Here is a 13,503-nt window from a genome sequence, read left to right on the forward strand (position 1 = left end):
CCGATGCCCCAATCCCAATCCCCAATCCCCAAGAAAATTAAGCAATTGTTATAAGAGAATGACTATAGTTCTCATTAGAGATATCTTAACAAATATGAGGAAGCTTATGTTAATCAGATAATTTCAGAAATTGACTTCTAGTCAGCCTTAAGAGAGAGGGCGATATTGCACGAACTGGAACAACCAGGAAATTTAATGTCGCTATATAGCCAAAACATTCTCATAAATGTTACAATTGTTAATAAGACTCCTAGAGAAAAATGTTTAATAAGCTACCTTTTATCTAACTGTAGATACTTGTGGAAAGTAGGAAATAACTGTAACTTTTAGCAGTTAAGAAGCCTAAATTTGATTATTATGAGCAGCCGAGTTTCTCGGGCGCGTAAATTGCAAACCATAGCATAGGTTCCCAGTCTGACTGGGTAGCACCCTACCAAAGCATCTATCCCTTAATGACCCTACCGCCAAACCCATCATTACCAAAGAGTAGCGCCATGAAGACCGCTCAGACAGCCACAGACCTCGTGCGGACTTACCTGCGTGAGATTGGCCGTGTGCCACTCTTAACCCACGAGGAAGAGATTTTTTATGGTAAACAGGTGCAACGTTCCTGTACTTTGCACGAATCAAGAGAATCTCTTGCCACCCAGTTAGATCGTCAACCGACTTTAGAAGAGTGGGCAAAAGCGACGAAGTTAGAACCAGCAGAATTGAATGAAGCGATCGCTGATGGGGAAATTGCCAAGCGTAAAATGGTAGAAGCCAATTTGCGGTTGGTAGTCTCCGTTGCCAAAAAGTATATCAAGCGCAACGTCGATTTACTGGATTTAATCCAAGAAGGTAGTATTGGTATGCAACGGGGCGTAGAAAAGTTTGACCCTACCAAAGGGTACAGATTTTCTACCTATGCCTATTGGTGGATTCGGCAAGCAATAACTCGTGCAATAGCCGAAAAAGCTCGTACCATTCGGTTGCCGATCCATATCACTGAAAAATTAAATAAAATTAAAAAGGCACAGCGCCAATTGTCTCAAAAATTGGGACGCGCTCCGACAGCTGGCGAACTAGCTCAAGAATTAGAATTAACCCCCAAACAAGTACGAGAATATTTAGAAAAGGCGCGGTTGCCCCTTTCCTTGGATTTGCGGTTGGGTGATAACTATGACACCGAGCTTGGAGAAATGTTGGAAGATCCAGGAGCATCTCCAGAAGAGTTTGTCATGCAATCTTCCCTATCTTATGACTTAGATCGCCTGATGGGCGATCTAACTCCACAACAGAGAGAAGTAATCACGCTGCGTTTTGGTTTAACTGATGGGCAAGCCCTGACTCTGGCTAAAATTGGTGAAATACTGAATATCAGCCGCGAACGAGTCCGGCAAATTGAGCGGGAAGCTTTAACCAAACTTCGCAAGTCTAAAGCCAATATGGGTGAATATTTGGCAAGTTAGGGGAAGGTTAGGAGTTAAGAGTGGGGAGTTAGAAATTAGGAGTGAGGAGTTAGGAATTAACTTCTCACTCCTTACTTTTTTTGTTAGGGTGAGAAAATACGCTGACTTTGGTACGGTTACACCTACTTCTACCAGAAAGCTAGACTGTTACATTAGTTGACAGGAAGAGAAAATAGCTAGCTAAGTCAAATCCAAAACAGGCATTTCATATTTAAATCACAAGCACCGCAGCCAGTAGTGGTAGTTAAGGAGCTAAAAAATGAGTAACCCATCCAATCGTGTCTCAGAATTTTTCAATAGCGAATCAGAAACTAACGATTTACTATGGCAGTACGTTAAATCTTTGAGTCCAGAGACAGTTACGCAGCTATCTAAACCTACATCCGCCGAAGTATTTCAGGTGATGGAACGGAATATTACAGGACTATTGGGTAATCTACCTTCAGAACACTTTGGCATCACCGTCAGCACCAGTCGAGAAAGTCTAGGTCGGCTTCTGGCTTCTGCTATGATTAGTGGATATTTCTTGCGTAATGCTGAACAGAGAATGAATTTTGAACTCGCCCTGCAAGGGACTGAAACTAACAATAGCGAAGTTGACTAGAAATGTAAAATTTAGAAAATTTTATATTGTTGTTGGGCTAATAGCTTAGTCACAGTCACGATGATAGAAATTGAAAATAAGTCTCTGCAAAATCTTTGCTGCTAATTCTCAATCATTATCAGCTAAACTTTTTTAAAATATCCAAAACTGTGATGGATTAAGGTTGAAATTTAAAAAATCAAAACTCGGCAGAGTTAAAACTAGTCTGCCGAGTTTTGTTATTAATCATCTCTCCCTCTTGTCAATCAATTATGAATGAAACCAGTTCTTTCCCACCCCATAAAATCATTGGTGTTGCAGTAATTTGGAACAGCCAAGAGCAAATTTTAATCGATCGCCGTCGTCCAGAAGGAGCAATGGGTGGTTTATGGGAATTTCCTGGTGGTAAAATTGAGCCTGGCGAAACTATCCAAGAGTGTATTAAACGGGAAATTTCCGAAGAACTGGGAATAGTAATTGAAGTAGGAGAACATCTGATTACTATTGACCACAGCTATACAGACTTGCGCGTTACTCTCACTGTACATCACTGCCGCCATGTTACAGGCGTTCCCCAAGCTTTGGAATCCGATGAAATTCGCTGGGTAACTTTGGAAGAACTGGAGCAGTTTACTTTTCCGAAAGCAAATACTCAAATTATTGCTGCTTTAAAAAGGGAATAGGGAAGAGTTTTTCAATACTCAATGCCCAATACCGTAACAATCTATTAATTGCATCAGGTTGAGTCCCGCAATTTTCTACAATAGGCGCAGAGACTTTGATTAAAGGTATCAGGAAATAAATGCCTAAAACCGTTGCCGATGTGATGAGCCGCGATCCTATTGTCGTCTACGCGGAAACTCCACTGAAGGAAGCTATCCAAATTCTCGCAGAACGCCACATCAGTGGACTACCTGTTGTGGATGATGTCGGGAAATTGGTGGGCATTATCTCAGAAACCGATTTGATGTGGCAAGAAACTGGTGTTACTCCACCTGCGTACATTATGTTTCTTGATAGCGTTATCTATTTAAAAAATCCTGCTACGTATGAACGTGACTTGCATAAAGCGCTAGGGCAAACCGTTGGGGAGGTAATGAGTAAAAACCCGATCGCTATTTCCTCTGATAAAACTTTAAAACAAGCAGCTACAATCATGCACGATCGCAGCATTCACCGCTTGCCAGTAATTGAGGGCACAGATCGAGTAATTGGTATCCTCACTCGTGGTGATATTATTCGAGCAATGGCAGCAAGTCAAGATTAATTAAAAGTAGAGACGCGATTAATCGCGTCTGTCTTTTTTACACCTTTGAAAATCAAGGATAACTAAATGAGTATTACTTCGGAGTCTGTTAAGCAATTGCTCAGTTCTGAGGATTTAGGCGATCGCTTACGTGCAGTTAATCAAATTCGTCAACTGGAACCTGCGGTTGGCTTTGAATTGATTCAAACTGCCATTAGCGATCGCAATTCCCGTGTCCGTTACTCAGCAGTGAGTCAAATGGATACACTCGGAACACAAGATTTACAATTATCTTTGGATATCTTGCGCGATCGCTTGCTTCATGACTCTGAAGTAGATGTACAAGCAGCAGCAGCAGATTGCTTGGGCGCTCTCAAGTTAAGTGAAGCTTTTGAAGATTTGCAGCAGCTTTATCATACAACCGGTGAGTGGCTAATCCAATTCAGTATAATTGCTACATTAGGAGAGTTGGGCGATCCACGAGCTTTTGAATTGCTCAAAGAAGCGCTCTCATCAGAAAACGAATTAGTGCAAACTGCTGCTATTAGTTCTTTAGGTGACTTAGGAGATTTACAAGCAGTTCCCCTCTTAGCTCCCTATGCTACCAATCCAGATTGGCAAATTCGTTACAGACTTGTACAAGCCTTGGCTCGTTTGGGTAGTCCAGAGGCTAAATCTATATTAGAAACTCTGGCTGATGATGAAGTAGAAGCGATCGCAACTGAAGCCAAAAATTCTTTGCAATCAGCTTAAGTCTATCTGAAGTTAAGAAAAGTCATCCTTAAATAGATTAGTCTAACAGAAAAAAAATCGACCTGGTTGGAAAAATTGTGCATTCCAGCCAGATCGAATTGATAAATTAGAGTTACTTTTAGTTTTTAAAAGTAACTTTTTTATATTTAGGATAGGTCTATTGAGCGAAACTTTTGCGACGGCGAGACATAGCCATTACTGCACCTACAGCACCCAAGCCTAGTAATGCAGCTGGTTCAGGAACTGAAGTTACCGCAAGACCGGTGAAACTTCCAGAAATTGTTCCACCATTATCGTAAGTTGTTTTTGCGGCAGTATTTTGAGTAACAAAAACAAAATGTCCTGTTGCTTTACTTCCATCGTTAAACAGTCCCTCGAAATTCAAGGTTATATCTATTCCTGCATTTCCTGATGCAAATATTGCTGGAGCAATACTGGTCAAACTAAGCAGTTTTATTCCATCCAAAGCACCAACATCAATAAACTCGGAAGGTGAAATAAATGGATTTGTTTGGAAGCTTTTGATAAAACCTCTAGAATCAGATACAAAATCTCCTGTCCGGTCTGTAAGTAAAATTGCTCCTGGATTGGGAACAAAGTTTACAAAGTTTTTGCTAAGAGTAGACAGAGTTGGTTCATCAGAAAAGTTTCTATCGGAAGTGCTGTAGTTAAAGCTACCAGTGTATGCTTGAGCAGATCCAGAGGAGGTAAACAATCCCGCAGTAGCTAAGGGAATTGCAGCAATAACAGCTAAAGTTGCATTTAGTAATGTAGATTTAAAATTAATCATTGTCGTTTGAGGCTCCTAGTAATAACCTTAAATCAGGCAATTGCTTTACTTTTAATCTGAGTAATTTATGGAAAAACACTGTCAGTGAAAGTGAAACTTGCGTGATGTATTTCTTATCTCCATAAAATCACATATATCCCAGGTACGCAATATTTACTTAGTTGTCCTCATCACATCTTTAATTAATGTGTCCTCTTCATAAAATTTTAATTGCTTGTATAACTGGTCTTTGTATCTTTTTCATCCCATAGAGTTTAAAAGAGGCTGTGTGTGAAGGCAAAACCTTGAAACAAAGCAGATTTTTCCTGAAGTTTACATTAATGTAGCGATCGCACTTATACTTATGTATAGGAATATGATTTTATTTTGAACTAATTATGTACGCTTAAGGCAAGATGTAATTAATTTTTCCCTCTTACCTTAATCATGTTAAGAACCAAATACCTGCGGCCAAGTTGTCACAACAAAAACTATAACCGCAGCGATCGCTAACAATCCTTGAATCAAATTTCCTACCAAAGATCCGACTACAATTCCTATACCTGCTTTAACTGCCAACCCAAATTCACGTCGGTAAATATACTCACCAATAATTGCTCCCAAAAGCGGGCCTAGTAAAATTCCTAACAGTGGCCCTCCAAACGGCAAAGTTGGCAATAGTCCCAAAAATCCCACCACTAAACCGACAATTGCGCCAATTTGCCCCCACTTGCTAGCTCCAGCTTGTCTTGCTCCTACATAGCTAGCTAAAAAATCTACTCCTACACTCAGGAGCAAAACAATAATTGTCACAATTAGGGGAATTTTGATAGCTGCAAAGGAACTACTAACGATTCCCCAGACGATAATTGCAATTAGAATTAAGCTGCTACCGGGAATGGCTGGAACTACTGCACCGATGATACCCACAAGCATTACGGCAATTAACAGCCAATAAATAATTTGCATAGATAAATTTCTAAATTTCTAAGCGCCCCTAGTTTATATTCTATCTGGGCAAGATAGCGATCGATGCTTAGATTTCACATACAGGTATTTATCTATACTTTAAATAGCGAAATAATAATTAAACCAATTACTTAAATATTTATACTAATTTAAAATAGCATTTTGGGGCGATCGCAGTTCTATCTTCAGGTTAAAAAATGTAGAGGGGGATAAGGTAGATGAGGAAAATTTTGCTTTCCTATCTTCCCCTACTTCTTCATTTCCCCCTTCGCCAAATCTTGATAGTATCATCATCGCTACCGCTAACTAGGGTTTGTCCATCAGGACTGAAGGCGACACATCGAACATAGCTGGAATGTCCTGTAAGTGTGCTGATTTCTCTACCACTGTGTAAATGCCACAGTTTGATAGTGTTGTCCCAACTACCACTAGCGATAAATTGCCTATCCTGGCTAAAGGCAATTGACCAAACTGAATCAGAATGACCAATGAGAGTGCGAATTTCTCTGCCTGTATTTACATGCCACAATTTAATTGTGTTATCACCACTGCCACTAGCGATCGTTTCTCCATCGTGGCTGAAGGCGATACAGTTAATGAAGAAGGAATGACCTGTAAGTGTGTAGATATTTCTGCCCGTGTATATTTGCCACAGCTTGATGGTGTAATCATTACTGCCACTAGCCACAAGCTGTCTATCTTGGCTGTTCGACGTTGTAGCTGTTCTCGGAGAATAAGCAACTGACGAAACTGAGTCAGAATGACCTGTGAGAGTTTGGATTTCTATCCCAGTGTTGACTTGCCATAGTTTAATTGTGCAGTCAGCACTACCACTAGCTAGAAGTTTACCATCTGGACTAAAGGCAACAGAATTAACCCAGTTGGTATGACCAATGAGAGTGCGAATTTCTTTGCCTGTATTTACATCCCAAAATTTGATCGTATTATCCCAACTACCACTAGCCAAGATTCCCCAGTTATGGTCTGTGATTCTCGCAGCTTTGCCTGATTCCCCTTGATAAGAAAGCTTTGGTGAAATTGGGCTAAAGGCGACGGAATGAACCATACTAGAATGACCAGAAGACCAACGACCCATTTGACGCACTAGCTTGCCAGTACCCAGTTGCCAAAGTTTAATCGTATGGTCATTACTACCACTAGCAATCAATTGTCCGTCTGAGCTAATGGCGATCGCATGAACCATACTAGAATGACCTTTGAGGGTCTGTACGCATTGCCAGTTCTGCCGATCTAATACAACAGGTGGAGGTAATTTTACTCTAGGCGTTATCACTAGAGTAGATGTTTCTGGTGTTACAATTGTCCCAGGATCGGGGCCTAATAAATCCAACCACTCCTGCACAGACTGGGGACGATAGGTTGACTCCAAATCCATGCCGCACATAATAGCTTGATTTACTCTATTGCTAATATTGGGATTAAAATATTGCGGTGGTTCTAAATTAATATTGTGTCGTCTATCATCTGCGCTCGTTGGTATCATTGCGGTAAGCAAATTATACAAAGTAGCGGCTAAGGCATAGATATCAATATATTCTCCTCGTGGTGCTTCCGATTCATACTGCTCAGGTGGGGCAAAACCAGGAGTGCGATACACTGTGTGTCTTTGGATTACATTGGGAATAAATTCTCTAGCAATACCAAAGTCTATCAGCACTGCTTCTGATTTATCAATGCGGATCATAATGTTGCGTGGTTTGAGATCCCGATGCAGCAGTCCTTTAGAATGGATTAGTGTCAAAGCATGGCCGATTTGTCGGATGTAGAGTAGCGCTTCTGCTTCTGACAGTACCCCAACCCGTCTTAGGTACTGTCCTAAGTCTTCGCCTTCGATGTACTCCATCACCATACAAGGCAGATTTCCATCATCAAAGATGGTTTCTATCTGTACTATATGAGGATGGTGACACACAGCCAGCCTAACTGCTTCATCACGGAAGTCTTGCCGTAATTTGTTTCGGTGGAGTATCCAAGCGGGGTGGTTTAGGATTTCTTCTTTGAGAGTTTTAATCACTCGCAGTTGATTCCGTTGATTTCTGGCAAGGTAAGTAATGCCAATTCCGCCTTCACCTAGTTGGCTTTCAATAATGTAGCGTCCCCCGAATAAAGACTTTCCTGCATTCCACACCATTAGTAATATTTGACAATTGCTGGTATTTATTTTGGCACAGGATCAAAACAGCCAATCGGAATTTTTGGGAATTCCATTTGAATTGCTGTTGTAGCTTTTTGGAACTTAGTTACTTAGAGAACATTTTCATTAACCTCAATAATTACTAATAGTATAAAGTTGGGTATACCCTAATAGTTTTAGCTAAACTATGCCTTTACAACCAAATATGAGAGTTGATTGTTCATGATAGAGTAAACGATAACTTTCACAATATTTGTTCATAATAATTTGACTTGTAGGTAATCTGTAATTATGCTAAAAAATCTGAATCTGAAACAAAAGTTTACAATTCTATTACTGGTAATTCTAACATTCGGTTTGAGCTTGAGTGGATTTGCTCTTTCTTCTCTGCTCAGGGAGAATGCTAAACAAGATATTAGCTCAACAGCTCTTATGCTCATGCAAACGATGAGTTCTGTTCGTAAATACACCAGTACTCAAGTAAATCCAGAGCTAGCCGATAAATTGGCTACTGAGTTTTTGCCACAAAGTGTACCTGCATACTCAGCCCGGGAGGTCTTTGAGATTTTACGGAAAACAGCAGATTACCGTGATTTCTTTTATAAAGAAGCAACTCTCAATCCTACAAATCTTCGGGATAAAGCTGACGGTTTTGAGACGGAAGTTGTAGAAAGGTTCAGAAGTAAATCAGACCTTAAAGAAGTGAGTGGATTTCGCTCACTTCCTGGTGGAGATATCTTTTATATTGCTCGTCCGTTACCAGTTTCTGAAGAAAGCTGTCTGAAGTGTCATAGTGTACCAGAAGCGGCACCTCAAAGTATGATTACTCTTTATGGTACAGCTAATGGATTTGGGTGGAAGCTGAATGAAATTGTCGGCGCTCAGATTATATCAGTACCAGCGAATAATGTCATCAGCAAAGCTAATCAGTCTTCCTTAGTAATTATTTTAATTGTATCAGCTATATTTATCGCAACTATCCTATTAGTCAATTTGTTCTTGAATCGACAAGTTGTAATACCTCTCAAACGCATGACTCGCATAGCGGAAGAAGTTAGTACCGGACACATGGAAGTTGAATTTGAGCAGATGTCTAATGATGAAATCGGTAATTTAGCTAAAGCCTTTAAACGGATGCAGTTAAGTTTAGAAATGGCAATGAAAAGAATCAAACGTACTCAGGGAGGTACAGGGGATTCAAATAATTCGTAATTCGTAATTCGTAATGGGCTACGCTAACGTAATTCGTAATTAAGTTCTATAACGAAGATTTAGTCCAGCCTACAAAACTGGCTGTGTTGAGTTTATCTTTACTTAAATTGCTAGAATTTAGTTAAATAATCAAAATTATCTCTAAATTAACAGTGGTATAAATATCTATGGAAATAAGCTTTTTTTGAATTCAAAAGCTGCTTGAAAGTTAGGAATTTCTCTGGCTATGAGTTCAACAAATTGGTCAGGTGAAATATAAGGATTTTCTTCTAATATTTCTTCTATAATCAGATTTGCGATTGGGCCGATGTGGTAAGCTAACCCTTGCTGACAATGTTTGATAAATGCTGGTTGTAGTGAAGGTTGTTGTTGTTCAATCTGCCTACTTTGTGGATTAGAAGGTAAATTAGGTGAACTAAAAATTATTTCTCCAGGTTGGTTGTATGACTGCGATATTGCTGACATAGCCTGGAATTCAGGATTAAATACTGTAGCAGGCAAATCATCAAGGATGATTGGAGGAGACATTGGGACTTCTGGTTCTCCAATCTGCTCTAAATCGTTAATAACTTGCCTGGCTGTTTGGTATCGCTTGTTAGGTCTGTCTGCCAACATGCAATCAAGTACTTGAGCAAACCCATCACTAACATAAGTATAATAACGCCAGTTCCATTCAAGTGAGTACTGATCCATTAGTAAAGATGGATCTCTACCTGTGAGTAGTACAATAGCTGTTACCCCCAAAGCATAAAGGTCACTAGAGGGCGAACATAAACCCAAGCTAATCTGTTCGCGGGGAGCATATCCCACTTTGCCTACAAGAGACATTTTGCCAACAAACGTTACCTGGTGGTTAGAACTTCTCCCCTCATTCATGTCAGCAATTTGCTTGCCGACACCGAAATCAATCAGTACTGGTAGATCCTTGCCATCAGGTAACATGATGTTGTCAGGAGAAATATCTCGATGGATGATGTTGTGCTGATGGACATATTCCAAAACAGGTAGCAGATTCTTTAGCCACTGTATAACTTCGTCTTCAGAAAAATTTCTTCCTTCACGTTGAAGTTCTCCTAACAGCCTAGAATATGTTTTACCGTCAACATACTCTTGTACCAGAAATAACCGACCATCTCCTTCAAAGCAAGCTAAAAACTTGGGAATTTGAGGATGTTGCAATTGATGAAGAATTTTTGCCTCTCTTTTAAATAAGTTGCGATATTGTTCTAGTCCACTTTCCCCTGTGCCAATGGGTGCAAACTCTTTGAGAACACAAGCTTCATTAAATCGCCGAGTGTCAAACGCCAAGTAAGTTCGCCCCAATCCTCCTTGTCCCAGAAGTTTTTGGATAATATAACGGTTATCGATTAGAGTTCCAGATGCTATTTCTGGTCTTGTAGTATGGGACTGTGACATCTCATCGCACTCCTAGCGATTTATATTGTTGATAGATTATCTAGTTTGCTGAAAGTTGGAAACTCTAGCAGATAAAGGCTGATAACATCCTTAAAATTGAGGTTAGCACCACTATCAACACAAGGAAATACACTTTTCTACAATCTATTGAGGGCGTTGTGTGACCAAATAGACAATTTCTATCTGGGTAGTCCGATCGTACTACTCATACTTACGTATTTTAGCAGCCAGAACATAACCAGTGTCTGCGGTAACATCTGCGAGTGTTTAGAGCATCACCTTTTGGATTCGCAGCTGAACCACATTTTATCCCTAGTAACCTAACTGGCACTGATTTTGGGAACAGTAAGGATATAGCCTGACATCATGGTTTTTCAGAAAACTGAGATTGCGATAGAGTTGCCGAAGGATATATTATATGTATTTAAAGTGCTGAATGGGCGATCGCTCTCAAAAATTAATCTTTCTGAGAGTCAATATCATTATGAGTCAGACGGGGATTTAAACCCTGACTGAAACTGGAGCTACCTGTAAAGGTAGGTTACGATAAACTCCCTTACTGGCTAACGTTTAACGCCACTAATTTTTAAAACATCACTCATAGTTGCACAGTAATTTGGCAAGCCGAAACTATCGGGATTAATGAATTTTTTATATGTGAAATGCCGATAATTCATGCAAAATCGATCCCAAGCGGCCATCTGAATGCGGAACAAAATAATAATCAAATTAGCCAATGCTATAGATATGGGAATGCGAAAGTAAATCTTTTTGCCCAGATAAGCACAAACTTCTTTCACTGCTTGATTAGCAGTTAACGGTGCTTGACCTAAAACAAGCCGACGTGGTCGATCATTTTTGATAGGACGATCGATTAAATATTGCACGACAGTGGCAATATCTCGTGCGTGGATAAAGTGAAAACTACCATCTGCTTCTAAAAAGCTAATCAAATTAATATATTTGGTAACTTCTGTAATCCCTGATGTGACAGCAGAATAGGGTTTATTCGCATCACCGCCTAAAACTATAGTGGGAAATACTGTGGTAATTTTGGGTGCGATCGCTAATTGTTCTTTTTTATGTAAGCACTCATATTTAGAACGGATGTAATCTGTCCCAATTTCCCCGGCTTCTTTTAATGGTTGATTGTCGCGGTCCAAAACACTAGCTGTCGAAAAATAAATCACCTGCTGGCAACGTTCTGGATCTAGCAGTTCGAGCAACTCTATAGTCTTGACAACATTAATATCAAATGTATTATCGCCACCCCAAGCTGTGGCTGTGAGTACTGCCGTATCAATTGTGGATAGCAAATCGGTAAACTGGCGAATATTTTGCATATCACCTTGCAAAACGTTAATACCTGAACGGGCTGTGGTATCAACTTGCAGTTTACTTGGGTTCCTAACTAGTAGATACAGTTCGTGATCTGTTTCCTTAATTAAGGCTTCTGTTAAATAATGACCTACACAACCACTTGCACCAGTCACTAAAATCCGTTTCTGGCTCATAGAGAATTTTTCAAAAGTTAGGAGTTAAAAGTGAAGAGTTAAAAATCAAGTTAAAAGTTCCGAATCAGGAGTTAAAAATAAAATTAGGAGTTAGAAGTGAGGAGTTAAAAATAACTCTGCACCTCACAACTGATAACTCCTGTAGAGACGCGATTAATCGCGTCTCTACTCATAACTCCTAACTCATAACTCATAACTCCTAACTCTTAACTCCTGCAAGATTCAGTTCCTTTGCAGTTTCAAAGAAGAAAGCGACATTTTCTTCAGGAGTTTCTGGTAAGACACCATGACCGAGATTGAGAATGTGACCCCAATTACCAGCTTTGCGAACGGTATCGAGAATGCGATCGCGGATAAACTGTTTAGAGCCGAATAGCACGCCTGGGTCAAGATTTCCTTGAACTTTGACTTGCTTACCTAATCTTGCTCGTGCGTCTGCCATATCCACCGCCCAATCTACACTGACGATATCAGCGCCAGATTGTGCCATTCTTTCCAACACACCCGCACTACCGCTAACTAGCAGAATCAAAGGTGTATCGGGGTGGGTTTGCTTGACTTGCTGAAAAACTCGCTGCTGATAAGGGAGAGCAAAGGTGTCATAATCTTGAGGACTCAATTGACCCGCCCAAGAATCGAACATTTGCACAACTTGAGCGCCAGAGTCAATTTGGTAGCGGGCATAGATGGCGATCGCATCTGCTAATTTAGTTAACAATTGATGCAATATCGTCGGATCTGAGAATGCCATATTTTTGATGATGGAATAGGTTTTAGAACCTTTTCCTTCCACCGCATAAGCTGCTAACGTCCACGGCGCACCCACAAAGCCTAACACCGTTGATTTATCGCCCACTTCAGAACGCAACGCCTGCAAAATTGTCTTGATAAATGGTAAAGCTGCTTCTGGTTCTAAGGGATGCAGACGATCGATTTGTTCTTGAGTGCGGAGGGGCGAGTGAATGATTGGCCCTTTACCTTCGGCGATATCCATGTCAATACCCAAACCAGGTAATGGGGTGACAATATCAGAAAATAAAATTACTCCATCTGGTTGGAAAGCTTTCCACGGTTGCAAGGAAACTTCAATTGCTACATCTGGAATTTCCGAGCGATCGCGAAATGAAGGATACTTCTCTCTTAAGTCTCGATATGCTTTCATATATCGTCCCGCTTGTCGCATCATCCATACAGGGGGACGATCTACTACTTCACCACGAGCAGCCCGTAAGAGATGAGGAGTCGTTGAAGAAACACCCATTTATTACTTCATCCTAAGTCACATTATTTATGCCACTGTTTAGCTTATCATTCCGGGATTACGCTTTTTCAGAATAAAAGGGACTGGGGATTAGCGACTGGAGACTGGGAAATAGGATAAAACAAGAATCAATATTGAATTGGGAATTGGGAATTGGGCATTGGGCATTGATTA

The 13,503-nt window shown here is 40.3% G+C and carries 13 protein-coding genes; 7 read left to right on the forward strand and 6 right to left on the reverse strand.

Features of this window, described 5'->3' with window-relative positions; translation table 11 throughout:
* The first annotated feature begins 494 nt into the window (after positions 1 to 494).
* From CDG77_RS02745 to nblB, 5 genes are all read left to right on the forward strand, one after another.
* Positions 495 to 1,451 (forward strand): RNA polymerase sigma factor, RpoD/SigA family, encoded by a 957-nt coding sequence (locus CDG77_RS02745; RefSeq protein WP_094327780.1) that lies wholly within the window; start codon positions 495 to 497, stop codon positions 1,449 to 1,451.
* Between the two features lie 259 nt (positions 1,452 to 1,710).
* Complete coding sequence (locus CDG77_RS02750) at positions 1,711 to 2,055, forward strand: DUF760 domain-containing protein (protein WP_094327783.1); 345 nt, start codon at positions 1,711 to 1,713, stop codon at positions 2,053 to 2,055.
* A 251-nt stretch (positions 2,056 to 2,306) separates the two neighbouring features.
* Positions 2,307 to 2,717, forward strand: a complete 411-nt coding sequence (mutT, locus tag CDG77_RS02755) for an 8-oxo-dGTP diphosphatase MutT (protein ID WP_094327785.1) — start codon at positions 2,307 to 2,309, stop codon at positions 2,715 to 2,717.
* A 119-nt stretch (positions 2,718 to 2,836) separates the two neighbouring features.
* Positions 2,837 to 3,301, forward strand: coding sequence for a CBS domain-containing protein (locus tag CDG77_RS02760; RefSeq protein ID WP_094327786.1), 465 nt, complete (start codon positions 2,837 to 2,839; stop codon positions 3,299 to 3,301).
* Positions 3,302 to 3,367: 66 nt separating this feature from the next.
* Positions 3,368 to 4,033 (forward strand): phycobilisome degradation protein NblB, encoded by a 666-nt coding sequence (gene nblB / locus CDG77_RS02765; protein WP_094327787.1) that lies wholly within the window; start codon positions 3,368 to 3,370, stop codon positions 4,031 to 4,033.
* 157 nt (positions 4,034 to 4,190) lie between these two features.
* Here the strand turns inward: nblB and CDG77_RS02770 are convergent, their stop codons facing one another.
* The 3 genes from CDG77_RS02770 to CDG77_RS02780 form a co-directional block, all read right to left on the reverse strand.
* A complete protein-coding gene (locus CDG77_RS02770; RefSeq protein WP_094327788.1) occupies positions 4,191 to 4,823 on the reverse strand; it encodes a PEP-CTERM sorting domain-containing protein in 633 nt (210 codons plus the stop codon).
* A gap of 429 nt (positions 4,824 to 5,252) precedes the next feature.
* On the reverse strand, positions 5,253 to 5,771 hold the full coding sequence (locus tag CDG77_RS02775) for a DUF456 domain-containing protein (protein ID WP_094327790.1): 519 nt from the start codon (positions 5,769 to 5,771) through the stop codon (positions 5,253 to 5,255).
* Positions 5,772 to 6,027: 256 nt separating this feature from the next.
* Positions 6,028 to 7,923: a serine/threonine-protein kinase gene (locus tag CDG77_RS02780; RefSeq protein ID WP_094327791.1), complete on the reverse strand. Its 1,896-nt coding sequence runs from the start codon at positions 7,921 to 7,923 to the stop codon at positions 6,028 to 6,030.
* Between the two features lie 294 nt (positions 7,924 to 8,217).
* Between CDG77_RS02780 and CDG77_RS02785 the strand changes: the two genes are divergently transcribed.
* On the forward strand, positions 8,218 to 9,138 hold the full coding sequence (locus CDG77_RS02785) for a c-type heme family protein (protein WP_094327792.1): 921 nt from the start codon (positions 8,218 to 8,220) through the stop codon (positions 9,136 to 9,138).
* 165 nt (positions 9,139 to 9,303) lie between these two features.
* On the opposite strand, the gene CDG77_RS02790 is transcribed toward CDG77_RS02785, so the two are convergent.
* Entirely contained in the window at positions 9,304 to 10,554 is a 1,251-nt protein-coding gene (locus CDG77_RS02790) for a serine/threonine-protein kinase (protein ID WP_094327794.1), read from the reverse strand.
* Positions 10,555 to 10,920: 366 nt separating this feature from the next.
* On the opposite strand from CDG77_RS02790, the gene CDG77_RS36205 reads away from it, so the two are divergent.
* Complete coding sequence (locus CDG77_RS36205) at positions 10,921 to 11,070, forward strand: hypothetical protein (protein WP_181154347.1); 150 nt, start codon at positions 10,921 to 10,923, stop codon at positions 11,068 to 11,070.
* A 47-nt stretch (positions 11,071 to 11,117) separates the two neighbouring features.
* Here the strand turns inward: CDG77_RS36205 and CDG77_RS02795 are convergent, their stop codons facing one another.
* Together CDG77_RS02795 and hemE are read right to left on the reverse strand one after the other, a co-directional pair.
* The gene (locus tag CDG77_RS02795) at positions 11,118 to 12,068 is read right to left on the reverse strand and encodes an NAD-dependent epimerase/dehydratase family protein (RefSeq protein ID WP_094327795.1); all 951 of its coding nucleotides are present in this window, start codon (positions 12,066 to 12,068) and stop codon (positions 11,118 to 11,120) included.
* 199 nt (positions 12,069 to 12,267) lie between these two features.
* Entirely contained in the window at positions 12,268 to 13,329 is a 1,062-nt protein-coding gene (gene hemE / locus CDG77_RS02800) for a uroporphyrinogen decarboxylase (protein WP_094327797.1), read from the reverse strand.
* Positions 13,330 to 13,503: the final 174 nt, after the last annotated feature.

Origin of the sequence: Nostoc sp. 'Peltigera membranacea cyanobiont' 213 (assembly GCF_002245975.1) — a bacterium.
Classification (GTDB): Bacteria; Cyanobacteriota; Cyanobacteriia; order Cyanobacteriales; family Nostocaceae; genus Nostoc.